Source organism: Pseudomonas sp. SWRI154 (genome assembly GCF_014268645.1).
In the GTDB taxonomy this organism is placed as follows: domain Bacteria; phylum Pseudomonadota; class Gammaproteobacteria; order Pseudomonadales; family Pseudomonadaceae; genus Aquipseudomonas; species Aquipseudomonas marvdashtae.
The window spans coordinates 1-22,167 of record NZ_JABWQW010000008.1 but is presented as its reverse complement, the minus strand read 5'-3'; the positions used below and the strand labels follow the sequence as shown (position 1 = coordinate 22,167).

General features: G+C 59.7%; 25 protein-coding genes and 1 tRNA gene. 4 read left to right on the top strand and 22 right to left on the bottom strand.

Annotation, left to right across the window (positions count from 1 at the left end; translation table 11 throughout):
• Window positions 1–3 precede the first annotated feature (3 nt).
• The 14 genes from HU806_RS09265 to trmJ form a co-directional block, all read right to left on the bottom strand.
• Window positions 4–1,035, bottom strand: a complete 1,032-nt coding sequence (locus HU806_RS09265; RefSeq protein ID WP_186611094.1) for a RodZ domain-containing protein — start codon at window positions 1,033–1,035, stop codon at window positions 4–6.
• On the bottom strand, window positions 1,035–1,793 hold the full coding sequence (pilW, locus tag HU806_RS09260) for a type IV pilus biogenesis/stability protein PilW (RefSeq protein ID WP_186611093.1): 759 nt from the start codon (window positions 1,791–1,793) through the stop codon (window positions 1,035–1,037). The genes HU806_RS09265 and pilW overlap by 1 nt, the downstream gene beginning before the upstream one ends.
• A gap of 12 nt (window positions 1,794–1,805) precedes the next feature.
• On the bottom strand, window positions 1,806–2,954 hold the full coding sequence (gene rlmN / locus HU806_RS09255) for a dual-specificity RNA methyltransferase RlmN (RefSeq protein WP_186611092.1): 1,149 nt from the start codon (window positions 2,952–2,954) through the stop codon (window positions 1,806–1,808).
• 28 nt (window positions 2,955–2,982) lie between these two features.
• A complete protein-coding gene (ndk, locus tag HU806_RS09250) occupies window positions 2,983–3,408 on the bottom strand; it encodes a nucleoside-diphosphate kinase (protein ID WP_003185145.1) in 426 nt (141 codons plus the stop codon).
• A gap of 92 nt (window positions 3,409–3,500) precedes the next feature.
• A complete protein-coding gene (gene iscX / locus HU806_RS09245) occupies window positions 3,501–3,701 on the bottom strand; it encodes a Fe-S cluster assembly protein IscX (protein WP_025212006.1) in 201 nt (66 codons plus the stop codon).
• 14 nt (window positions 3,702–3,715) lie between these two features.
• Window positions 3,716–4,057: an ISC system 2Fe-2S type ferredoxin gene (gene fdx / locus HU806_RS09240; protein WP_042727996.1), complete on the bottom strand. Its 342-nt coding sequence runs from the start codon at window positions 4,055–4,057 to the stop codon at window positions 3,716–3,718.
• A 3-nt stretch (window positions 4,058–4,060) separates the two neighbouring features.
• Complete coding sequence (gene hscA, locus HU806_RS09235) at window positions 4,061–5,923, bottom strand: Fe-S protein assembly chaperone HscA (RefSeq protein WP_186611091.1); 1,863 nt, start codon at window positions 5,921–5,923, stop codon at window positions 4,061–4,063.
• A gap of 50 nt (window positions 5,924–5,973) precedes the next feature.
• Entirely contained in the window at window positions 5,974–6,495 is a 522-nt protein-coding gene (gene hscB / locus HU806_RS09230) for a co-chaperone HscB (protein WP_003185153.1), read from the bottom strand.
• A gap of 8 nt (window positions 6,496–6,503) precedes the next feature.
• On the bottom strand, window positions 6,504–6,827 hold the full coding sequence (gene iscA / locus HU806_RS09225; RefSeq protein ID WP_186611090.1) for an iron-sulfur cluster assembly protein IscA: 324 nt from the start codon (window positions 6,825–6,827) through the stop codon (window positions 6,504–6,506).
• Window positions 6,828–6,852: 25 nt separating this feature from the next.
• A complete protein-coding gene (iscU, locus tag HU806_RS09220) occupies window positions 6,853–7,239 on the bottom strand; it encodes a Fe-S cluster assembly scaffold IscU (RefSeq protein WP_003185157.1) in 387 nt (128 codons plus the stop codon).
• 43 nt (window positions 7,240–7,282) lie between these two features.
• Complete coding sequence (locus HU806_RS09215; RefSeq protein ID WP_186611089.1) at window positions 7,283–8,497, bottom strand: IscS subfamily cysteine desulfurase; 1,215 nt, start codon at window positions 8,495–8,497, stop codon at window positions 7,283–7,285.
• A gap of 50 nt (window positions 8,498–8,547) precedes the next feature.
• Entirely contained in the window at window positions 8,548–9,039 is a 492-nt protein-coding gene (gene iscR / locus HU806_RS09210) for a Fe-S cluster assembly transcriptional regulator IscR (protein ID WP_039592124.1), read from the bottom strand.
• A gap of 157 nt (window positions 9,040–9,196) precedes the next feature.
• Window positions 9,197–9,973 (bottom strand): serine O-acetyltransferase, encoded by a 777-nt coding sequence (gene cysE / locus HU806_RS09205; protein WP_186611088.1) that lies wholly within the window; start codon window positions 9,971–9,973, stop codon window positions 9,197–9,199.
• 1 nt (window position 9,974) lies between these two features.
• A complete protein-coding gene (trmJ, locus tag HU806_RS09200) occupies window positions 9,975–10,745 on the bottom strand; it encodes a tRNA (cytosine(32)/uridine(32)-2'-O)-methyltransferase TrmJ (protein ID WP_186611087.1) in 771 nt (256 codons plus the stop codon).
• A 144-nt stretch (window positions 10,746–10,889) separates the two neighbouring features.
• Between trmJ and suhB the strand changes: the two genes are divergently transcribed.
• A complete protein-coding gene (suhB, locus tag HU806_RS09195) occupies window positions 10,890–11,708 on the top strand; it encodes a type III secretion system regulator SuhB (RefSeq protein WP_003185165.1) in 819 nt (272 codons plus the stop codon).
• Window positions 11,709–11,967: 259 nt separating this feature from the next.
• Here suhB and HU806_RS09190 read toward each other — a convergent pair whose 3' ends face one another.
• The 6 genes from HU806_RS09190 to queA all read right to left on the bottom strand — a co-directional run bounded on the left by HU806_RS09190 (window position 11,968) and on the right by queA (window position 18,048).
• Window positions 11,968–12,516 (bottom strand): glycine zipper 2TM domain-containing protein, encoded by a 549-nt coding sequence (locus HU806_RS09190; protein ID WP_018607449.1) that lies wholly within the window; start codon window positions 12,514–12,516, stop codon window positions 11,968–11,970.
• Between the two features lie 117 nt (window positions 12,517–12,633).
• On the bottom strand, window positions 12,634–13,548 hold the full coding sequence (gene secF, locus HU806_RS09185) for a protein translocase subunit SecF (RefSeq protein WP_186611086.1): 915 nt from the start codon (window positions 13,546–13,548) through the stop codon (window positions 12,634–12,636).
• 9 nt (window positions 13,549–13,557) lie between these two features.
• Window positions 13,558–15,426: a protein translocase subunit SecD gene (secD, locus tag HU806_RS09180; protein WP_186611085.1), complete on the bottom strand. Its 1,869-nt coding sequence runs from the start codon at window positions 15,424–15,426 to the stop codon at window positions 13,558–13,560.
• A gap of 63 nt (window positions 15,427–15,489) precedes the next feature.
• Window positions 15,490–15,825 (bottom strand): preprotein translocase subunit YajC, encoded by a 336-nt coding sequence (gene yajC, locus HU806_RS09175; protein ID WP_007956696.1) that lies wholly within the window; start codon window positions 15,823–15,825, stop codon window positions 15,490–15,492.
• Between the two features lie 43 nt (window positions 15,826–15,868).
• Window positions 15,869–16,984 carry a tRNA guanosine(34) transglycosylase Tgt gene (gene tgt, locus HU806_RS09170; RefSeq protein WP_186611257.1) on the bottom strand — a complete coding sequence of 372 codons (1,116 nt, stop codon included), beginning with the start codon at window positions 16,982–16,984 and terminating at the stop codon, window positions 15,869–15,871.
• 14 nt (window positions 16,985–16,998) lie between these two features.
• The gene (gene queA / locus HU806_RS09165) at window positions 16,999–18,048 is read right to left on the bottom strand and encodes a tRNA preQ1(34) S-adenosylmethionine ribosyltransferase-isomerase QueA (RefSeq protein WP_018607457.1); all 1,050 of its coding nucleotides are present in this window, start codon (window positions 18,046–18,048) and stop codon (window positions 16,999–17,001) included.
• Between the two features lie 108 nt (window positions 18,049–18,156).
• Here queA and HU806_RS09160 point away from each other — a divergent pair.
• Window positions 18,157–18,241 (top strand) — tRNA-Leu (locus HU806_RS09160).
• Between the two features lie 273 nt (window positions 18,242–18,514).
• Window positions 18,515–18,844, top strand: coding sequence for a hypothetical protein (locus tag HU806_RS09155; protein ID WP_186611084.1), 330 nt, complete (start codon window positions 18,515–18,517; stop codon window positions 18,842–18,844).
• Between the two features lie 214 nt (window positions 18,845–19,058).
• Here the strand turns inward: HU806_RS09155 and HU806_RS09150 are convergent, their stop codons facing one another.
• On the bottom strand, window positions 19,059–20,216 hold the full coding sequence (locus tag HU806_RS09150) for a trans-sulfuration enzyme family protein (RefSeq protein WP_186611083.1): 1,158 nt from the start codon (window positions 20,214–20,216) through the stop codon (window positions 19,059–19,061).
• Between the two features lie 44 nt (window positions 20,217–20,260).
• Between HU806_RS09150 and HU806_RS09145 the strand changes: the two genes are divergently transcribed.
• Entirely contained in the window at window positions 20,261–21,070 is an 810-nt protein-coding gene (locus tag HU806_RS09145; protein ID WP_186611082.1) for a helix-turn-helix domain-containing protein, read from the top strand.
• A 172-nt stretch (window positions 21,071–21,242) separates the two neighbouring features.
• Here the strand turns inward: HU806_RS09145 and HU806_RS09140 are convergent, their stop codons facing one another.
• Window positions 21,243–21,602, bottom strand: coding sequence for a DUF6124 family protein (locus HU806_RS09140; protein WP_186611081.1), 360 nt, complete (start codon window positions 21,600–21,602; stop codon window positions 21,243–21,245).
• Window positions 21,603–22,167 lie beyond the last annotated feature (565 nt).

Sequence of the window (22,167 nt, the reverse complement as noted above, 5' to 3'; positions counted from 1 at the left end):
GACTTATTGACCCAACTTCAGGCGAGCGGTCTCGCCACTGGTGAACGGAGCCACGTCGACCGGCTGGCCGTTGTAGCTGACCTGCGCGCCACGGGCATAGCCCAGGCGTACGGCAAACGGAGGCTTGCCGTTGATGGAAGTGCTGTCGCCCTTGCGCTTGAGGCCACTGAACAGCACCTTGCCGTTGCCGTCGGTGACCTGAGTCCAGCAATCGGCGGTGAACTGGATCTGTACCTGGCCGTCACCCGGTGCCGGAGCGGCCGCGGTTGCCGGAACCGTCGGGGCAGCGGGAGCCGTCGGCGTAGCCACGGTTGGCGCTGGCGCGGCCAGCGTCGGGGCCGGAGTTGCCGGTGCGGTGCCAGCATGGGCTGGAGTCGTCGGTGCGGCAGGCGCAGGCGTAGGCGCGGGAACCGATGGAGCGGTCGGCTCGGTGCCAGCGGCGGCATCGGCCTCGGTGCCGTCCTGGTCCTGAGGCAACGCCAGGGCGGTTTCGCCTTCGGCTTGCGCTTCTACGACAGCCTGGTCTTCCGGCTCGTCCAACGGATGGATCTGGGTGGTGCCGTCGGCGCCTTCGACTTCGACGTGTTCAGGGTTCATCGCGACCGGTTCCTTGGTGCGCAAGGACGCCTGGTCCTGCCACCAGACGAAACCGCCACCAATCACCGCAATCAGCAGCAACAGGCTGACGATTCGCAAAATGGTGTGGGAAACACGCACCGGCTCTTCGATACGACCCAGGCTGTGCACGCTGCTGCCCTGGGCGTCGGAACCGGTGTATTGATCGAATTGCTGGACCAGCACGGTCTGGTCCATGCCGAGCAATTTGGCATAAGCGCGGATGTAGCCCCGGGCAAAGGTGTGCCCAGGCAATTTGTCGAACGCGCCAGCTTCCAGATTGCCCAGGGAAGTCACGGTGAGATTGAGCTTGAGGGCCACTTCGGCCAGCGACCAACCATTGCTTTCGCGGGCTTGACGCAGGGTCTCACCGGGATTTACGCGAGTCGCTGCTACAACTTCGGGATGCGCCGCTTTCATCATTGCTCCGACAGGTATTGCTGATATTCCGGCGTACCGGGATAGAGTCTTTTGAGTTGCAGGCCATAGCTTGCGGCCTTGTCACGATCTTCGAACACATGTGCCAGCCGAACGCCGAGCAATAGACTACGTGCATTTTGCTCGCTCAGCAGGCTAAAACGCTCGTAATAGTCACGCGCGGGCACATAATGCCTGTCTTCGTAAGACAACTCAGCCATTTCCAGCAATGCGCGCGGCTGCTGGCGGTTGAGTCGCAGTGCCTTTTCAAGCTGCTGGCGGGCCAGGTCGCGCTGGCCAAGTTTCGCGGCGGTCATGCCAAGGTTTTCAAAAACCCGTGAACGTTCGGGATAAAGGGTATCGGCGGCCGCTTGCTCGAAGCGTTCGTAGGCCTCCTTGTAACGCGCCTGCTCGTAAAGGAAGCTGCCGTAGTTGTTCAGGAATCGGGCATCTTGCGGCCGGGCCGACAGCGCCTTGCGAAAATGCTCGTCGGCCAGTTCCGGCTCCATCTCCGCCTGGAACACCAAGGCCAGCGCCGCGTTGGCATCGGCATCGCTGCCGTCCAGCTCCAGGGCTTTCTTTAGGGGCACCTTGGCCCGCTCGGTCATGCCCTGTTGCAAATAGCCGATGCCCAACTGCACATAGGCTTCGCGCGCTTCGTCGCGGCCCTTGCTGGTCTTCATCGGGTTGTAGTCACCCGACAGCACACAACCGGAACAAAGGCCGGCCAACAGCAACAGCAGCGCAAAGCGCAGGGACATAGAGTTCCTCTCTTAGTGACTGTTCGCAGCGTTTTGCACTGCATCGTCGGCGGCGTTCAATTCGCGCACGGCAATGTAGCGTTCGCTGCGACGGGTGCGATCCAGCACCTGTCCTACCAACTGGCCACACGCGGCGTCGATGTCTTCGCCACGAGTGGTGCGCACGGTGACGTTGAAGCCAGCGTGGTGAAGCTGATCCTGGAAGCGACGAATCGCGTTATTGCTAGGGCGCTCGTAGCCGGAATGCGGGAACGGGTTGAACGGGATCAGGTTGATCTTGCACGGGATGTTCTTGAGCAGCTCAATCATCTCGACGGCGTGTTCAACCTTGTCGTTCACGTCCTTGAGCAAGGTGTACTCGATGGTCAGCACGCGTTTTTCGCCCAGGGACGACATGTAGCGCTGGCACGACTCGAGCAGCATCTTAAGCGGATACTTCTTGTTGATCGGTACCAATTGGTTACGCAATGCGTCATTGGGTGCGTGCAGCGACAGCGCCAGGGAGACGTCGATGTGCTTGGCCAGCTCATCGATCATCGGCACCACGCCGGAGGTGGACAGGGTCACGCGGCGCTTGGAGATGCCGTAGCCCAGGTCGTCCATCATCAGGTGCATGGCGGAAACGACGTTGTCGAAGTTCAACAGCGGCTCACCCATGCCCATCATCACCACGTTGGTGATGGCACGGTCGACGGTTGCCGGGACGCTGCCAAAGGATTTGTTGGCAATCCACACCTGGCCGATCACTTCGGCGGCGGTGAGGTTGCTATTGAAGCCTTGCTTGCCGGTGGAGCAGAAACTGCAATCCAGGGCACAGCCTGCCTGGGACGAAACGCACAAGGTGCCGCGCTTGCCCTGGGGAATGTAGACGGTCTCGACGCAGCTGCCGGACGCCACGCGCACCACCCATTTACGGGTACCGTCGCTGGAGATGTCCTCGCTGACCACTTCGGGGCCGCGAATCTCGGCAACAGCCTTGAGCTTTTCGCGTAGGGCCTTGCTGACATTCGTCATGGCGTCGAAGTCGTCGACGCCAAAGTGGTGAATCCATTTCATCACCTGACCGGCACGGAAACGCTTCTCCCCGATCGAGTCGAAGAATTTCTCCATTTCCGGCTGGGTCAGCCCCAGCAGATTGGTTTTAACAGTCGATGTAGTCATGGATTCACCTTCACTCTTAAGCCAATGCTTAGCGAGCGGTTACTTCAGTAGCAGCGAAAAAGTAAGCGATTTCGCGAGCAGCGGCGGCTTCGGAGTCCGAACCGTGGACGGCGTTGGCGTCGATGGACTCGGCGAAGTCAGCACGGATGGTGCCGGCAGCAGCTTCTTTAGGGTTGGTAGCGCCCATCAGCTCACGGTTGCGAGCGATGGCATTTTCGCCTTCCAGCACCTGAACGACAACCGGACCGGAAGTCATGAAGGCAACCAGTTCACCGAAGAAACCGCGCTCGCTGTGCTCAGCGTAGAAGCCTTCGGCTTCGGCTTTGGACAGTTGCTTCATTTTCGAAGCTACAACGCGCAGGCCAGCGTCTTCGAAACGGGTAACGATCTTGCCGATCACGTTTTTAGCAACGGCGTCAGGCTTGATGATGGAGAAAGTACGTTGAACAGCCATGGTGTAACTCCAGAAACGGTAATTTGCGAAAAATTAAACCCGCGAATTATACGCGGGTTCTTGGGTATTGCCTAACTGCGTACAGTGCAGAATCAGTCTGCCTCTTCGATCCAGGCCGCTTGAATGGCTTCAAGCACCTTCTCACCACCACGGGTCGGATCATCGCTGAACTCCGGCAATGCCAGCACCCATTTGTGCAGATCGACGAAGTTCACGTAACGGGGGTCTACATCTGGTTTGGATTCAACCAGCTGGATGGCGATTTCCAGTACATCAACCCATTTCAGACTCATTGTAGCTCCCTGAATCAGTGCGGCGCTTCGGCGGCGTGGTTGAGCGAGTATTTCGGTATTTCCACGACCAGGTCTTCTGTCCCGACCTTCGCCTGACAGGTCAGGCGCGACGTCGGCTCCAGGCCCCAGGCCCGATCAAGATAGTCCTCTTCCAGCTCATCGGCCTCGTTCAGCGAGTCGAAACCTTCGCGAATGATGCAATGGCACGTGGTGCAGGCACACACGCCGCCGCAGGCGCTCTCGATCTCGATGTGGTTGTCATGGGCCACTTCAAGCAGGGACTTGCCGGTTTCGGCCTCTACCACCATACCGTCCGGGCAATGCTCGGCGTGTGGCAGAAAAATGATCTGCGGCATCAGTTATTCCTCGATTTCATTCAGGTTGCGCCCCGCCAGGGCGGCTTTCACCGTCGAGTCCAGGCGGCGGGCAGCAAAGGCATCGGTGACGTGCGACAGACGCTTGGTCTGCTGCTCAATGGCATAACCATCGGTGCCCTTGATCAATTCGGAGAGTTCTTGCATCTGCATTTCGATGACCATGCGCTCTTCAGCATCGAGCAAGCGGTCGCCGTCAGCCTCAAGGGCAGCCTGCACAGCTTCGATCAAGCGCTGGCCGTCGACCTGCTGTTCGCGCAATACGCGGGCGACCTTGTCGTCGCTGGCGTGCTGGAAGGAATCCTTGAGCATCTTGGCGATCTCGCCGTCGGTCAGTCCATAGGACGGCTTGACCTGGATGCTCGCCTCGACGCCCGAACCCAGCTCGCGGGCGGAGACGTTGAGCAAGCCGTCGGCATCAACCTGGAAGGTCACGCGGATCTTCGCCGCACCAGCAACCATGGCCGGGATGCCGCGCAATTCGAAGCGGGCCAGGGAACGGCAGTCGCTAATCAGCTCACGCTCGCCTTGCAGCACGTGAATCATCATGGCCGACTGGCCGTCTTTGTAGGTGGTGAAGTCCTGGGCGCGGGCAACCGGGATGGTGGTGTTGCGTGGAATCACCTTCTCCATCAGGCCGCCCATGGTTTCCAGGCCCAGGGACAACGGGATCACGTCGAGCAGCAGCAGTTCGCCGCCGTCGCGCTTGTTGCCGGCCAGGGTATCGGCCTGGATCGCGGCGCCGATGGCGACCACCTGATCCGGATCGATTTCGGTCAGCGGCTCGCGACCAAAAGCCTCGGCAACGGCTTCGCGAACCCGAGGCACACGGGTCGAACCGCCAACCATGACCACGGCCTTGACGTTTTCGAGCTCTACGCCGGAATCACGCACGGCACGGCGGCAGGCCTTGAGGCTGCGGGCAACCATGGGCTCGATCAGGGCATTGAAGGCTTCGCGGGTCAGCGTGGATTTCCACTCGCCATAGGCAACTTCAACGGAGGCAGCGCCGGTCAAGGCTTCCTTGGCCGCGCAGGCGGTTTGCAGCAGGTGGCGTTGCGCACCCGGATCGAGGTCGGCGGACAGGCTCGCCTGCTCGATGATCCAGCCAGCGATGGCGTGGTCGAAGTCATCGCCGCCCAAGGCACTATCGCCGCCGGTGGCCAGGACTTCGAAGACACCGCCGGTCAGGCGCAGAATCGAAATATCGAAGGTGCCGCCGCCCAGGTCGTAGATGGCGACCAAGCCTTCGGCATGCTGGTCCAAGCCGTACGCGACCGCCGCGGCGGTCGGTTCGTTGAGCAGGCGCAGCACATTTAGGCCCGCGAGCTTGGCCGCGTCCTTGGTGGCCTGGCGCTGGGCGTCATCGAAATAGGCCGGGACGGTGATGACCGCCCCCACCAGCTCACCACCCAACGCCGCTTCGGCACGCTGGCGCAGGACCTTGAGGATGTCGGCGGAAACCTCGACCGGGCTTTTCGGGCCCTGCACGGTTTCGATGAACGGCATGTGCGATTCGCCACCGACGAAGCGGTACGGCAGCTGATCGCCCAATTGCTTGACGTCGGAGAGACCACGACCCATCAAGCGCTTGACCGAGACAATGGTGTTCAAGGGATCGGTGGCGGCGGCCAGCTTGGCCGACTCGCCCACTTCGACGCGATCGGCGTGATAGCGGACGGCAGACGGCAAGATCACCTGCCCCTGCTCGTCGGCCAGCGGTTCGGAAAGACCGCTGCGCAAGGCAGCGACCAGGGAATTGGTAGTACCCAAGTCGATCCCGACAGCCAGGCGACGCTGGTGCGGTTGTGGACTTTGGCCGGGTTCGGCGATCTGCAGTAGGGCCATCGTAATCAGGACTTATCTGTAATCAGGCGTGCGACCGAAGCGGCACTGGGTTAATCGTCGAGGCGCTCTTCGAGCTGGCGCACTTCGTAGGTGAGCTTGTCAAGGAACTGCATGCGCCGCATCAGGCGTTCGGCCTGTTCGCGTTGCGCGGCATCGTTCCAGCAGGCTGCGAAGCTTTCGTTGAGTTCCTGCTGGGCGTCCTTCAAGCGACGCTTGAATACCGCGACTCCGGCCAGGTCGGCGCTGTCCTGCAGGTCTTCAAGCTCCTCACGCCATTGCATCTGCTGCAACAGGAACTCGGGATCGTGGACCGTGACCTCCAGAGGCAGCTCATGACCGCTGATGGCGAGCAGGTAGCGCGCGCGCTTGGCCGGGTGCTTGAGCGTCTGGTAAGCCTCGTTGAGGTTCGCCGACTGCTCGAGCGCCCGCCGCTGTTCCGCCTCGGAGGCATCGGCAAAACGGTCGGGATGGACGCCACGGGCCAGCTCAAGGTAACGCGCGGACAACTGATCGAGATCCAGCTGGAAAGCAGGCTGCAACTGGAACAACGCAAAATGACAAGGAGTACCCACAAGCTGCCTCAGATGTTGAAGCTTTCGCCGCAGCCACATTCACCGCGCACGTTGGGGTTGTTGAACTTGAAGCCTTCGTTTAACCCTTCCTTGACGAAATCCAGCTCGGTGCCGTCCAGGTACGTCAGGCTCTTCGGGTCGATGATCACTTTCTGACCATGACTTTCGAATACCTTGTCGTCTTCACCGACTTCGTCGACGAATTCCAGTACATAGGCGAGGCCAGAACAGCCCGTGGTGCGAACACCCAGGCGGATACCTTCGCCCTTGCCGCGCCCCGCAAGAGAACGCTGGATATGGTTAGCTGCCGCTTCTGTCATCTGGATAGCCATGGAAAACTCCTTACCGTAACGCGGATCAGATCAAGCCTTTCTTCTGCTTGTAATCGCGAACGGCGGCCTTGATGGCGTCTTCGGCGAGTACCGAGCAGTGGATCTTCACTGGCGGCAGGGCCAGTTCTTCGGCCAGCTGGGTGTTCTTGATGGTTTCGGCTTCATCGAGGGTCTTGCCCTTCATCCACTCGGTGGCGAGGGAGCTGGACGCGATGGCCGAACCGCAGCCGTAGGTCTTGAACTTGGCGTCTTCGATGATGCCTTGCTCGTTGACCTTGATCTGCAGGCGCATGACGTCGCCGCACGCCGGAGCGCCGACCATGCCGGTGCCGACGTCAGGATCCTGCGCGTCCATCTTGCCGACGTTGCGCGGGTTCTCGTAGTGGTCGATGACCTTTTCGCTATATGCCATTTGCTTTAATCCTCATCAGTGGAGCCGCTCTGGTGGCGACTTCTCAGTGCGCCGCCCATTCGATTTTCGAAATGTCGACGCCGTCTTTGTACATATCCCACAGCGGCGACAAAGCGCGCAGCTTGGTAACGGCCTCGCAGACTTTCTGCGCGGCGTAATCGATTTCTTCTTCGGTAGTGAAACGGCCGAAGGTAAAGCGGATCGAGCTGTGCGCCAGTTCGTCGTTGCGGCCCAGGGCACGCAGTACGTACGAAGGCTCGAGGGACGCCGAGGTGCACGCCGAACCGGATGACACGGCCAGATCCTTGAGCGCCATGATCAGCGACTCGCCTTCAACGTAGTTGAAGCTCAGGTTCAGGTTGTGCGGGACGCGGGCGGTCAGGCTGCCGTTGACGTAGAGTTCTTCGAGGTGCTCGACCTGCTTGAAGAAACGGTCGCTCAGGGCCTTGATGCGCACGTTCTCGGCAGCCATGTCTTCCTTGGCCACGCGGAAGGCTTCGCCCATGCCGACGATCTGGTGGGTCGCCAGGGTGCCCGAACGCATGCCGCGCTCGTGACCGCCGCCGTGCATGGTCGCTTCGATGCGAACACGCGGCTTGCGGCTCACGTACAGCGCGCCGATGCCTTTAGGGCCGTAGGTTTTGTGGGCGGAGAACGACATCAGGTCAACTTTCAGCTTCGACAGGTCGATGTCGACCTTGCCGGTGGACTGCGCGCCGTCGACGTGGAACAGGACACCCTTGGAACGGGTCAGTTCGCCGATGGCGGCGATGTCGTTGACGGTGCCGATTTCGTTGTTCACGTGCATGATCGAGACCAGGATGGTGTCGTCGCGCAGTGCAGCTTCGATCATGTCCGGGGTGATGATGCCGTCTTCGCCTGGCTCGATGTAGGTGACTTCGAAGCCTTCACGCTCCAGTTGGCGCATGGTGTCCAGGACAGCCTTGTGCTCGATCTTGGAGGTGATCAGGTGCTTGCCCTTGGTGTGGTAGAAATGCGCGACACCTTTGATTGCCAGGTTGTCGGATTCGGTGGCACCGGAGGTCCAGACGATTTCACGCGGGTCGGCGTTGACCAGGTCGGCGACCTGGCGACGGGCGTTTTCGACCGACTCTTCAGCCTTCCAGCCAAATACGTGGGAACGGGACGCCGGGTTGCCAAAGTTTCCGTCGACCAGCAGGCATTCACTCATTTTTTGCGCAACACGCGGATCAACCGGGGTGGTCGCTGAGTAATCAAGGTAAATCGGCAATTTCATGGACTCTCTCCTAAATCAGGCTGGCTGGCGTTCCGCGTGCTCTGCGGCGGTCATTCGACGGCGGACGCTTCAATCTTGTCCAGGTGCAGCGACTTGCTGTTGCAACGGCGCTGGTCCTGACGCTGGGCCACTTCTTGCACCTCACGGCGAGTTACAAGGTCGGCCAAGCTGATACCACTCAGAAATTCGTGAATCTGCAGGCTCAAGTCGCACCACAGATGATGGGTCAGGCAAGTATCGCCGCCATGGCAGTCGCCAAGGCCCTGGCATTTGGTCGCATCGACCGATTCGTTCACGGCATCGATCACCTGGGCGACCTGGATGCCTTGCATCTCCCGCGACAGCTGATAGCCGCCACCGGGGCCACGAACGCTGGAAACCAGGTTGCTGCGGCGCAGCTTGGCAAACAACTGTTCGAGGTATGACAGGGAGATGCCCTGGCGCTCGGAGATATCGGCCAGGGACACCGGCCCGTGCTGCGCATGCAATGCCAGATCGAGCATCGCGGTCACGGCGTATCGGCCTTTTGTAGTCAGTCGCATGGACAATTACCACGGAGTTCGGAATGGGGGCGAGTATGCAATTCCCGAGTATTTAAGTCAAGTATAAGACCTAGTGCTTTACTCGGGTTTACCCGCAAAAGAGCGCGCGCATCATAGCAAAGGCTGGCCTGTGGCGGCCAGCGATACCGCGATGAGATCAGCTGGCGCGGGTTTCGTCCTTGTCCTTCACGCAGGCGAAATCTTCTTCGCGCAGTTCAGGCAGGTCCTTGGCACAATAATTACTGCCGAGGTCCTTGAGGGCGCCGCACATCCCCTCCAGGCGCCCGTCCACCGCCTGCAGGTGATCGAGCAACTGGTTGATGGCGCGGGCCACCGGGTCGGGCATGTCTTCGCCGACACCGTAGGCGTCGAAGCCGATTTTCTCGGCCATGGCTTTGCGCCGCGCGTCCTGCTCCTCGTCAGACTTGACGATGATCCGACCTGGAATGCCGACCACGGTCGCGCCGGGGGGCACGGCCTTGGTTACCACGGCGTTGGAGCCGACTTTCGCCCCCGCGCCCACCGTGAACGGCCCGAGCACCTTGGCGCCGGCACCGACGACGACGCCGTCTTCCAGCGTCGGGTGGCGCTTGCCTTTGTTCCAGCTGGTGCCGCCGAGGGTCACGCCTTGGTACAGCGTGACATCGTTGCCAATCTCGGCGGTTTCGCCGATGACGATGCCCATGCCGTGGTCGATGAAGAACCGGCGACCGACCTTGGCGCCCGGATGGATCTCAATGCCGGTCAACCAGCGCCCGAAGTTCGAGACCAGCCGCGCCAACCATTTCCAACCCATGCTCCACAAGGCGCTGGACAAGCGATGGATCCAGATGGCGTGCATGCCCGGGTAGCAGGTCAGCACTTCAAAAGCATTGCGCGCCGCTGGGTCACGATGGAAAACGCTCTGGATATCTTCACGCAAACGTTCGAACATTTTATTCCTTCCGCTTAATCAGCTCGCCACGGGCCGCTTTCTGGGTTTCCGTGAGGATGCCGCGCAATATATTCATTTCCGCCCGGCTCACCGAGCTTCGTCCGTACAACCGACGCAGGCGCGCCATCAAGTGCCGAGGCTTGTCCGGGTCGAGGAATTCGATGTCCACCAGGGTCTGCTCCAGGTGTTCATAGAACCGCTCCAGCTCGTCCATGGTCGCCAGTGTCTCACTGCGCGGCGACGTCGCCTCGTATTTTTCCACCTTGCTTGGCTGGCCTTCGGCTTTCAGCCAGGCCATGCGCACTTCATAGCTCAACACCTGCACCGCCGCGCCGAGGTTCAGCGAGCTGAATTCGGGATCGGAGGGGATATGCACGTGAAAGTGACATCGCTGCAGCTCTTCATTGGTCAGGCCGGAATCTTCACGACCGAACACCAGGGCGATTTCAGCGCCCTGCGCGGCTTCCTCGACCACTTTGGTGCCGCACTCGCGAGGGTCGAGCAGCGGCCAGGGAATGCGGCGATCACGGGCGCTGGTGCCGAGCACCAGGTTGCACCCCACAAGGGCATCTTCCAGCGTGGCGACGACCTGGGCATTGGCCAGGACATCGCCGGCGCCGGACGCCCGGGCATCGGCTTCGTGATGGGGAAACGAGCGAGGCTCGACCAGCACCAGCCGCGACAGGCCCATGTTCTTCATGGCCCGCGCAGCTCCGCCGATGTTCCCCGGATGGCTGGTATTGACCAGGACGACACGAATGTTCTGCAACAAGGGAGGCGCTCTCGAACACTTAAAAGGGAGCAAATCTTACCTAAGCACCTACCGTTAAGCTATGAAAGCGAACACCAACCTTCTCCTGAGAAAACTTTCTGATAGAATGCGCGGCTTTCTTTAACAACCTTAGGTGACACATCCATGCAGCCCATGCTGAATATCGCGCTGCGCGCCGCCCGCAGCGCCAGTGAACTGATCTTCCGCTCCATCGAGCGCCTGGATACCATCAAGGTCGATGAAAAAGACGCCAAGGACTACGTGTCCGAGGTCGATCGCGCCGCCGAACAGAAGATCGTCGACGCCCTGCGCAAGGCTTACCCCAACCACTCTATCCTCGGTGAAGAGACCGGCATGCACGCCGGCACTGGCATCGAGGGCGAAGAGTACCTGTGGATCATCGATCCGCTGGATGGCACCACCAACTTCCTGCGCGGCATCCCTCACTTCGCTGTCAGCATCGCCTGCAAATACCGTGGTCGCCTGGAACACGCCGTCGTGCTGGACCCGGTTCGCCAGGAAGAATTCACCGCTAGCCGTGGTCGCGGCGCCCAACTGAACGGTCGTCGCCTGCGCGTCAGCGGCCGCACCAGCCTGGACGGCGCCTTGCTGGGTACCGGCTTCCCGTTCCGTGACGACCAGATGGACAACCTGGACAACTACTTGGGCATGTTCCGCGCCCTGGTCGGCCAGACCGCCGGCATCCGCCGCGCCGGTGCCGCGAGCCTGGACCTGGCTTACGTCGCTGCTGGTCGTTTCGATGCGTTCTGGGAGTCGGGCCTGTCCGAGTGGGACATGGCGGCAGGTGCCCTGCTGATCCAGGAAGCCGGCGGCTTGGTGAGCGACTTCACCGGCGGTCACGACTTCCTTGAAAAAGGCCACATCGTTGCCGGCAACACCAAATGCTTCAAGGCTGTGCTCACCGCCATCCAGCCGCATTTGCCGGCTTCGTTGAAGCGTTAAGCAGTTCAGCTATAAAAAAAGCACTCTTCGGAGTGCTTTTTTATGCATGCCTCACACCACTCAACTCATAGGTGGACACTGTGGCGAGGGAGCTTGCTCCCGCTCGGCTGCGCAGCGACCGCAAGATCCTGGGGCAGCTGCGCAGCCCAGCGGGAGCAAGCTCCCTCGCCACGATGAATTACGCCTGGATATAGGGGCGGGGCATAAAAATCGGGCGAAAAAAAAAGCACCCGGAGGGTGCTTTTTCATAGCGGTTGGATCACTGAGCCGGTTCGTTCTGACCCAGGATCAGCTGGCCTTCCTTGCTGACTGGGATCTGGTTGCCCGGGTCGCGGTCCATGCGGACTTTGCCTTCTTTGCCGTCGAGCATATAGCGAACGTCGTAGCCCACAACCTTGTCGCTGATGTCATTGACCGTGTTGCAGCGAGTTTGGGTGGTGGTATAGGTGTCGCGTTCCTGCATGCCTTCCTGAATCTTGTTACCGGCATAACCGCCGCCGGCCGCACCCGCCACGGTGGCGATTTTCTTGCCGTTGCCGCCACCGATCTGGTTGCCCAACAGGCCACCGGCCACGGCGCCCAGCACGGTGCCGGCGATCTGGTGTTGATCCTGGACCGGCTTCTGCCGAGTCACGGTGACGTCCTTGCACACTTCACGCGGGGTCTTGATTTGGGTCTTGACCGGTTCCACGGCCAGTACTTGCGCATACTCGGGGCCACTCTTTACCAAGCTGTAGGTCGCGACCGCACCACCGGCAGTCACACCGACAGCACCCAATACCGCACCAACCAGCATCGATTTGTTCACTTGAACCTCCAGGCCATCACATGCGGATTAATCCGCGCTTCTCCCAGCCTTGGAGCACAAAAAAAGGCGCGAGTTCAACTCGCGCCTTTTCAGCTGTGACGGACGGAAAACCGAGCCTTACGGGCGGTCGTCCACCTCGGTCTCGGTGGCCGCTGGAGGAATCAGATCCTCGGAGCTCAGGTTCAACCAGATCAGCACCACGTTGGCGATGTAGATCGACGAGTAGGTACCCGCCATCACACCGATGAACAGCGCGATGGAGAAGCCGAACAGGTTGTCGCCGCCAAAGAACAGCAGCGCAGCAATTGCCAGCAAGGTCGAGATCGACGTTGCCATGGTCCGCAGCAGGGTCTGGGTGGTCGAGATGTTGATATTCTCGATCAGCGAGGCCTTGCGCAGCACACGGAAGTTTTCACGCACCCGGTCGAACACAACGATGGTGTCGTTGAGCGAGTAACCGATGATCGCCAACACCGCCGCCAGCACCGTCAAGTCGAAGGTGATCTGGAAGAACGACAGAATGCCCACGGTCACGATCACGTCGTGGATCAGCGAGACAATCGCGCCCACCGCGAATTTCCACTGGAAGCGGAAAGCCAGGTAGAGCATCACACCGCCCAGCGCCAACAGCATGCCGAGGCCGCCCTGGTCGCGCAGCTCTTCACCCACCTGCGGGCCGACGAATTCGACGCGCTTGACCTGGGCCGGGTTGTCGCCGCCAGCCTTCTGCAAGGCTTCGGCTACCTGATGACCCAATTGCGGGTCTTCACCTGGCATACGCACCAACAAGTCGGTCGTTGCGCCGAAGCTCTGTACAACTGCGTCGGTATAACCCGACGTCATCAGTTGCTCGCGCACCTTGCCAACGTCCGCCGGACGCTCGTAGGTCAGCTCGATGAGCGTACCGCCGGTGAAGTCCAGGCCATAGTTCAGGCCCTTGGTGGCCCAGCTGAACAACGCCAGGACGGTAAGGAACAATGTGACGCCGAACGCAATGTTGCGAACGCCCATGAAGTTGATTGTACGTAACATGGCAGCCCCTTAAATCCACAACTTCTTGAAGTCACGACCGCCAAAGATCAGGTTGACCATTGCGCGGGTCACCATGATGGCTGTGAACATCGAGGTAAAGATCCCGAGGGACATGGTCACTGCGAAGCCCTTCACCGGGCCGGTGCCCATGGCAAAGAGAATCCCGCCGACCAGCAACGTGGTCAGGTTGGAGTCGAGGATCGCCGTGAATGCTCGGCCGAAGCCTTCGTTGATCGCCCGCTGGATCGACATGCCAGCGGCGATCTCTTCACGTATCCGCGAGAAGATCAGCACGTTGGCGTCCACAGCCATGCCCATGGTCAAGACGATACCGGCGATACCCGGCAGGGTCAGGGTGGCGCCCAGCAAGGACATCAGGGCCAGCAGCAGCACCATGTTCACCGCCAGCGCAACCGTAGCGATCACGCCGAAGAAGCGGTAGATGGCGATGATGAACAGCGACACAAACAGCATGCCCCATAGCGACGCATCGACACCCTTGGTGATGTTATCGGCACCCAGGCTCGGGCCAATGGTGCGCTCTTCAGCGAAGTACATCGGCGCGGCCAGGCCGCCAGCACGCAACAGCAAGGCCAGTTCCGAAGATTCCCCCTGGCCGTTCAGGCCGGTGATGCGGAACTGGCTGCCCAGTGGCGACTGGATGGTCGCCAGGCTGATGATCTTCTTCTCTTCCTTGAAGGTCTGGACCGGTACGTCCTTCTCGACACCGTTGACCACTTGCTTGGTGTAAGTGGTGGTCGGCTTCTGCTCGATGAAGATCACCGCCATGCTGCGACCGACGTTGCTGCGCGTGGCGCGGCTCATCAGTTCGCCGCCGTGACCGTCAAGGCGAATGTTCACCTGTGGGCGACCTTGCTCGTCGAAGCCCGCCTGGGCGTCGGTTACCTGGTCACCGGTGATGATCAGGCCACGCTCGATCTGCGCCGCCGGACGACCGCCTTCACGGAACTCAAAGCTCTCGGAAGTGGCCTTGGAAGCACCCGGCTCAGCGGCCAGGCGGAATTCTAGGTTGGCGGTTTTGCCGAGGATACGCTTGGCTTCGGCGGTGTCCTGTACACCTGGCAGCTCAACCACGATACGGTTGGCGCCCTGGCGCTGCACGATCGGCTCGGCCACACCCAGCTCGTTGACGCGGTTACGCACCGTGGTCAAGTTCTGCTTGATGGAGTATTCGCGGATTTCCGCCAGCTTGGCCGGGGTCATCGCCAGACGCAGCACCGCCTGACCATTGAGGTCGGCCGGCACAATGTCGAAATCGTTGAAATTCTTGCGGATCAGCGCACGGGCCTGTTCGCGGGCATCTTCATCGCTGAAGCCCAGCTGAATGGCGCCTTCGAACTGCGGCAGGCTGCGATAACGCAGGCGCTCTTTACGCAGCAGGCTCTTGACGTCGCCTTCGTAGACTTTCAGGCGTGCGTCGAGGGCTTTTTCCATGTCCACTTCCAGCAGGAAGTGCACACCACCGGACAAGTCCAGGCCCAGCTTCATCGGGTGCGCGCCAAGATTACGCAGCCACTGCGGGGTGGTCTGTGCCAGGTTCAGGGCCACAACGTAATCGTCGCCCAAGGCCTTGCGCACCACGTCCTTGGCTGGCAACTGGTCTTCAGACTTGACGAGGCGCAACAGGCCGCCCTTGCCGTTTTCGGCGATGGACGCAGCCTTGACCTCGATATTGGACGCCTTGAGCGCAGCGCTCGCACGGTCCAGATCGGCCTGGGTGACCTGCAGCGCAGTGCTTGCGCCACTGACCTGAATGGCCGGGTCATCCGGGTATAGATTGGGAGCGGAATAAATCACACCGACCGCCAGCACCGCCAGGATCAGTAAATATTTCCACAGAGGGTATTTGTTCAGCATCACGCCGCCCGCTTATGACGCGGGGCGCCTTGCGCGCCCCGTCGATTGAAGAGAAGTTGTTACTTAGATCGCTTTCAGCGTGCCTTTTGGCAGCGTGGCCGCGATGGCGCCCTTCTGGAACTTCATTTCAACAGTGTCCGACACTTCCAGTACCACGAAGTCATCAGCCACTTTAGTGATCTTGCCAGCGATGCCGCCGGTGGTGACCACTTCATCACCTTTTTGCAGGCTGCTGAGCAGGTTCTTCTGCTCTTTGGCGCGCTTGGCCTGTGGACGCCAGATCATCAGGTAGAAGATGACCAGGAAGCCGACCAGGAAAATCCACTCGAAACCGCCACCCATAGGCGCGGCTGCGGGTGCAGCGGCATCAGCCATGGCGTTAGAGATAAAAAAGCTCATTTAGCACTCCAGTTGCAAGTATTGAATCTAGGGATCGGAAAACTTAGTCCAAAGGCGGAACAGGCAACCCGCGCTTGGCATAGAAGGCCTCGACAAAGGCGGCCAATGTACCCTGTTGGATAGCCTCGCGCAAACCAGCCATAAGCACCTGATAATGGCGCAAATTGTGGATGGTATTGAGCATGCTGCCGAGCATTTCGCCGCACTTGTCCAAATGATGCAGGTAAGCGCGAGAGAAGTTCTGGCAGGTGTAGCAATCGCACGTCGGATCGAGCGGCGAATCATCATGGCGATGGAACGCGTTACGGATCTTCAGCACACCGGTGTCGATGAACAGATGCCCATTGCGGGCATTACGGGTTGGCATCACGCAATCGAACATGTCCACCCCGCGGCGCACACCCTCAACCAGATCTTCCGGTTTGCCAACGCCCATAAGGTAACGAGGTTTGTCAGCCGGCATCAGGCCCGGCAGGTAATCAAGCACCTTGATCATTTCGTGCTTGGGTTCGCCCACCGACAGGCCGCCAATCGCCAGGCCGTCGAAGCCGATCTTGTCCAGGCCTTCCAGCGAGCGCTTGCGCAAATCTTCGTGCATGCCGCCCTGGACAATGCCGAACAGCGCCGCGGTATTTTCGCCATGGGCATTCTTCGAGCGCTGGGCCCAGCGCAACGACAGTTCCATGGACACCCGCGCCACGTCTTCATCGGCCGGGTACGGCGTGCATTCGTCGAAAATCATCACGATGTCCGAGCCCAGGTCGCGCTGCACTTGCATCGACTCTTCCGGCCCCATGAACACCTTGGAACCGTCCACCGGAGAAGCGAAGGTCACGCCCTCCTCCTTGATCTTGCGCATCGCACCCAAGCTAAACACCTGAAAGCCGCCGGAGTCCGTCAGGATCGGGCCTTTCCACTGCATGAAATCGTGCAGGTCGCCGTGGGCCTTGATCACTTCCATGCCCGGGCGCAGCCACAGGTGGAAAGTGTTGCCGAGGATGATCTCGGCGCCAATCGCCTCGATGTCACGCGGCAGCATGCCCTTGACCGTGCCGTAGGTGCCCACCGGCATGAACGCAGGGGTTTCCACGGTTCCGCGGGGGAAGGTCAGACGACCGCGACGAGCCTTGCCATCGGTGGCTAGCAACTCGAAGGACATGCGACAGGTGCGACTCATACTGTTTCCTCGGGCCCGCGTGGCGCGGGGTTACGGGTGATGAACATCGCATCACCGTAGCTGAAAAAGCGGTATCCATGCTCGACGGCGGCCTTGTAGGCGGCCATGGCTTCGGGATAACCGGCGAACGCCGAAACCAGCATCAACAGCGTGGATTCGGGCAAATGAAAGTTGGTGACCAAGGCATCGACCACATGAAACGGCCGGCCCGGGTAGATAAAGATATCGGTGTCGCCACTGAACGGCTTGAGCACACCATCGCGCGCAGCGCTTTCCAGGGAGCGCACGCTGGTGGTCCCCACCGCCACCACCCGCCCACCGCGCGCGCGACAGGCCGCCACGGCGTCGACCACTTCCTGGCTGACTTCCAGCCATTCGTTGTGCATGTGGTGATCTTCGATGCGCTCCACGCGCACCGGCTGGAACGTCCCCGCGCCGACGTGCAGCGTCACGAACGCCGTCTCCACGCCCTTGGCCGCAATCGCCTCCAGCAACGGCTGATCAAAATGCAGCCCCGCCGTCGGCGCCGCCACCGCCCCCAGGCGCTCGGCGTACACGGTCTGATAACGCTCGCGATCCGAACCTTCGTCCGGGCGGTCTATATAAGGAGGCAACGGCATGTGCCCGACACGGTCGAGCAGCGGCAACACCTCTTCGGCAAATTCCAGCTCGAACAACGCATCATGCCGCGCCACCATCCGCGCCTCACCGCCGCCATCGATCAAGATCGACGAGCCAGGCTTGGGCGACTTGCTCGACCGCACATGGGCCAGCACGCGATGGCTATCCAGAACCCGCTCCACCAGAATCTCCAGCTTGCCGCCGGAGGCCTTCTGGCCAAACAAACGCGCCGGAATGACGCGGGTATTGTTGAACACCATCAAATCGCCTGGGCGCAAATGCTCAAGCAAATCAGTGAATTGACGGTGAGCCATGGCACCGCTGACCCCGTCCAGGGTCAACAGTCGACTGGCGCGACGCTCAGCCAGAGGGTGGCGAGCGATCAGCGAATCCGGGAGTTCGAAGGTAAAGTCAGCAACACGCATGATGGGGTTCGTCTAGCAGGGCCGGAAAGTCTAGCGGAATTATTAAAAATTCACCATGAAACGTGATTGACCAACGGTAGGCACCTCTCTATACTTCGCCGCCATTGAGCCCTGATGGCGGAATTGGTAGACGCGGCGGATTCAAAATCCGTTTTCGAAAGGAGTGGGAGTTCGAGTCTCCCTCGGGGCACCATCTTAAAGAAAGACCTTGAAATTCAAGGTCTTTTTTTTCGTCTGTAGGAAAGTGGCTTGCCCATTATCGACGCCACCATCCCGCTTTTGTGGCGAGGGGATTTATCCCCGCTGGGTCGCGAAGCGGCCCGATACCGAACCTCATGGAGAGGAAGAACCCGTGGCGAGGGAGCTTGCTCCCGCTTGAGCGCGTAGCGCTCACAAAAATGTCACTGCACCCACTGATGCTTCGAGCTACCACTCCCTCCTCACCCAGTCAAAAAGGATTTCCCCCATGGAATTGCTGCTGGAAACGGTCGCTCTCTACTCCCTCAAGCTGGCTTATGAGACAGAAGGCCACAGCCCGATCCTGCGGGATGATCCTTTGATGGGCAGTTGCGACCGCGAGGTTTTTGAGTTGTTGATACGGCGGGGGGACTTGGCTGGGATTCAGGGCGAAATCAGCCGATGCCTGGGTTTAGCGTTGGGGGCGGTTGGTGGGGTGGATACGGTGCTGGGGCGGGAGCTGCATCGTTTGGCTGCGGACTTCAACGCAGTGCAGAAAATGGATGATCTTTATGCTCCGCTCATCGCGCTCAATGGTTATGTGAAAGATATTCTATGAACCGCAGCGCTCGTTCCCACGCTGCGGGGTTGCTGATCCAACAGGCAAAACACACTCCTACGCAGATAATCTATGGACAACCTCTCATCGCAGCGATAGGCAGTAGGCTAACCGAAACCCACGAAACGAAGCGGCGGATGGGAGCAACCCGGAAACGCTCTTCTGCATCGCTTTCGCGATTGCCAGCGCGATCGCCGCGAAGGAGCTACCAGGTTCATTCATCCATCTGATCAAACGCATGAGCCAGATCTGCACACAGGTCCGGCGCGTGTTCGAGCCCTATGTGCAGACGAACCAGTCGCCCCTCGTCAGGCAGCGTCTTGACCGAGCGCAACGCGTATGGAATTGCTGGTATCACCAAGCTTTCATAGCCGCCCCAACTGGTACCTAGACCAAACAGTTTCAAGGCATTGATGAAGCGTTCAAATGCGGCTTCGTTGCACGGTTGCAATTCGAAGGTAAAGGGCCCCGCGCCACCGGAGAACTGCCTTTTCCAAAGTGCATGCCCGGGATCGGATGCCAACACTGGAAACATCATGCATTTGACCTTCGGATGTCTACACAACCATTGAGCCACTTCGATTGCGCTGGCTTGGTGCCGGGGCATGCGCACGGCAAGGGTTCTCAACCCGCGCAAGGTGAGCCAGCAAGCATCCGGGGAAGCATGCGAGCCGTAGCGGTCACACCATTGGCGTGTCGTTTCCAACGCTGAGTAAGTGCCGGTAATCAGACCGAGGATGACGTCTGAGTGACCGTTGATGAACTTGGTCGCCGAATGAATCGAAATATCGATCCCCAACGCATGGGCGTTGAAATACATCGGTGAGCCCCATGTTGAATCGCAGGCAACCGGTATGCACCGTTCGTGCGCCGCCGCGCAAACTTGCGTGATGTCCAGCATCTGCATCGTCAACGACGAAGGCACTTCGATGAACACAAGGCTCGTATCGTCATTGATCAGTCGTCTTGCTTCGGCACCGTCATTGAAGAAGCTGACCCGCGTGCCGAGTGTTGTCAGCGATTGCTCGCAAAATATACGGGTCGGACCATACACGCCGTCGTAGACCAAAATATGTTTCCCCGGTCCCGCATGTGCGCCTAACACGGCGGTGATGGCGTTCAAACCGCTGGAAGTGGCGATACAAGTTTCGGCATTTGCAATTCTCGCCATGGCCTCCTGCAACTCAAACGCGGTCACTGTGCCGGAACGCCCATAACGTGAGGATTCAAAGACCCTGCTCTGGTACGACTGCCGGTATTGCTCCAGCGTTTCAAACACGACCGTTGACGCACGTACCAAGGGCGGGTTGACCGCATGAACCGCTGCAGCACTGGTACGGCCTAGGTGAACAAGATCAGAGTCACGATGCATGATGGCCTCGATTCAAGTAGTCAGAGTCCTATAGTATGTTTGGCATGTCAGACTCCATCGGCCAAAATACATCGCTGAAACGCCATCGCGAGCCCGCCGAGTTTCGTCTATTGGCGAAGCGGCATGAGCGTGGCGCTGTATTGCCTTCGCACGAGCACCAGACCGGGCAACTGGTGTTTGCGTTGAGCGGCATCATGTTGGTTGAGACCCACCTGAGTCGCTGGACGATTCCGCCGCAACGCGCGTTGTGGATACCGCCACATCAACCGCATGCCATTCAGATCCTGTCGGATGTTGAAATGCGAACGGTGTATTTCCAACCGGCGCTATTCACCCAAATCACCGACTTCGCGCGCTGCCACGAGGTGCACGCAGTTGTGGCATCCACGCTGATCAAGGAGTTGGTACTGGGTTTGTTCGAGCAGCCGCGCGAAGATGAAATGCGCGACCTGATGGTGCATTTACTGCTGCATGCATTGCGTGAAGCAGCCTGCCTGCCGACACATTTACCGATGCCGACTGACGACCGGCTGCGCACGGCATTGATGGAACTGATTTCAGGCAATCAGTGGCATTGGCCGATATCTGAAATTGCGTATCGTGCGGCCATGTCCGAACGCACTTTTACGCGGCGCTTTAGCGCGGAAGTTGGCTTGAACTATCGCACCTGGCACCAACGAGCGCGCATCGTCGCCTCACTGGATTTGCTAGCATCGAATCGGTCCGTAAAATCGGTTGCGCACACTCTACAGTTTGCAAGTGCAGCCGCTTATGTGGCGGCATTTCGAAAAATAACAGGCAGTACGCCACGAGCTTTTCAGGCCACTCATTTAATGCAAAGCATGACTCAGTAATTCCTGTTTACATCACAGCTTGCTCCAGCGCCAACCGATGCAAGGTGACAGCCGCAAGTTCCGAGTCATCACTCCAGCTCACATCAAAGCCCGGTGTGCTTTGATGCTCCCGTCAGGCGGCAGGAAAGGTCTGCTGCGCAAGACCTTTCCTCTACCGAGACGAACGCCTCGGCTACCTCACCTCAACAATATCCAACGCCCGATTCGCCAACAGCTCACTCACCTCGATCACCTGCAAAATCCCCAACGCAACCCGCCTTCGCGAGCCATCCAGATCGAACGCAAGATCACTGATCATCGCATTCGCCGAAGCCAGGTTCTCACTGAGATTCGCAAGTAAACACTCAGAATCAATCCCCGGATCAATCCGAAAAATGGAGTCGGGCTTGTCAGACGTTTCGCTCTTTGGCTTAGGCTTCAGGTAGTAATCCAACGCCCGCGTGGCAGCGTCGTCGATCTTCTTATTGCGCGCAGACTGAGCACGGGAGACGTGCTCGTCGGTAACTGGGGGATTCGGTGTAATTTTGACCATGGTCCTAGCTCTCTTTTGGTTGAGGCTACGACCCGTTCGCGACTAAACGATTGGGAGGCAGCTGTACGCAGGTTAGTCGACCGACGAGCTAAGAAATCGGCGCGCCCGGAGGCGCCCTGCGCACAGCCACCATCGAGTGCAGGGATGGGGATACCTGACTGACGGACGCTTGAGCGACTTAGCTACGGCGGGCGACTAAACCCGATCACTGATGAGCAGTGACAGGTCCCAAACTACCGACGTAACCAAAGGCGCACAAGCCGGCGGATTCTGGCGTAGTTGTAGGCAAAGGCGCAAGGCGACGTGGGCTGGCGACGCTTTGTTGGCGGTGTCTGTCGGGCTTTACTGACAAGGCTTCATATGGCTGGCGTGAGCGGTTGCTCGATGGATGAAGAGGGGCTGCTGCGCAGCCCAGCGGGAGCAAGCTCCCTCGCCACGGGGTTCAGCGTTTACTCAACTGAGCAGCGTAGTAATAAGTCGGGTCGACCGGCCAGTTACCTGGGCCGGCCTCCCACAGATCCGGACGTGCGCAATTCACGCATCCGGCTCCTCAGTAACAGGGTTT

Bases quoted from the DNA above. Each gene is read 5' to 3' on its own strand.
- secD (WP_186611085.1), bottom strand. From the start codon at position 15,426: ATGCTGAACAAATACCCTCTGTGGAAATATTTACTGATCCTGGCGGTG.
- HU806_RS09150 (WP_186611083.1), bottom strand. From the start codon at position 20,216: ATGCATCGTGACTCTGATCTTGTTCACCTAGGCCGTACCAGTGCTGCA.
- queA (WP_018607457.1), bottom strand. From the start codon at position 18,048: ATGCGTGTTGCTGACTTTACCTTCGAACTCCCGGATTCGCTGATCGCT.
- pilW (WP_186611093.1), bottom strand. From the start codon at position 1,793: ATGTCCCTGCGCTTTGCGCTGCTGTTGCTGTTGGCCGGCCTTTGTTCC.
- suhB (WP_003185165.1), top strand. From the start codon at position 10,890: ATGCAGCCCATGCTGAATATCGCGCTGCGCGCCGCCCGCAGCGCCAGT.
- HU806_RS09265 (WP_186611094.1), bottom strand. From the start codon at position 1,035: ATGAAAGCGGCGCATCCCGAAGTTGTAGCAGCGACTCGCGTAAATCCC.
- iscU (WP_003185157.1), bottom strand. From the start codon at position 7,239: ATGGCATATAGCGAAAAGGTCATCGACCACTACGAGAACCCGCGCAAC.
- tgt (WP_186611257.1), bottom strand. From the start codon at position 16,984: ATGTCCTTCGAGTTGCTAGCCACCGATGGCAAGGCTCGTCGCGGTCGT.
- HU806_RS09155 (WP_186611084.1), top strand. From the start codon at position 18,515: ATGGAATTGCTGCTGGAAACGGTCGCTCTCTACTCCCTCAAGCTGGCT.
- HU806_RS09215 (WP_186611089.1), bottom strand. From the start codon at position 8,497: ATGAAATTGCCGATTTACCTTGATTACTCAGCGACCACCCCGGTTGAT.
- iscR (WP_039592124.1), bottom strand. From the start codon at position 9,039: ATGCGACTGACTACAAAAGGCCGATACGCCGTGACCGCGATGCTCGAT.
- HU806_RS09140 (WP_186611081.1), bottom strand. From the start codon at position 21,602: ATGGTCAAAATTACACCGAATCCCCCAGTTACCGACGAGCACGTCTCC.
- iscA (WP_186611090.1), bottom strand. From the start codon at position 6,827: ATGGCTATCCAGATGACAGAAGCGGCAGCTAACCATATCCAGCGTTCT.
- HU806_RS09145 (WP_186611082.1), top strand. From the start codon at position 20,261: ATGTCAGACTCCATCGGCCAAAATACATCGCTGAAACGCCATCGCGAG.
- yajC (WP_007956696.1), bottom strand. From the start codon at position 15,825: ATGAGCTTTTTTATCTCTAACGCCATGGCTGATGCCGCTGCACCCGCA.
- ndk (WP_003185145.1), bottom strand. From the start codon at position 3,408: ATGGCTGTTCAACGTACTTTCTCCATCATCAAGCCTGACGCCGTTGCT.
- fdx (WP_042727996.1), bottom strand. From the start codon at position 4,057: ATGCCGCAGATCATTTTTCTGCCACACGCCGAGCATTGCCCGGACGGT.
- hscA (WP_186611091.1), bottom strand. From the start codon at position 5,923: ATGGCCCTACTGCAGATCGCCGAACCCGGCCAAAGTCCACAACCGCAC.
- iscX (WP_025212006.1), bottom strand. From the start codon at position 3,701: ATGAGTCTGAAATGGGTTGATGTACTGGAAATCGCCATCCAGCTGGTT.
- secF (WP_186611086.1), bottom strand. From the start codon at position 13,548: ATGTTACGTACAATCAACTTCATGGGCGTTCGCAACATTGCGTTCGGC.
- rlmN (WP_186611092.1), bottom strand. From the start codon at position 2,954: ATGACTACATCGACTGTTAAAACCAATCTGCTGGGGCTGACCCAGCCG.
- cysE (WP_186611088.1), bottom strand. From the start codon at position 9,973: ATGTTCGAACGTTTGCGTGAAGATATCCAGAGCGTTTTCCATCGTGAC.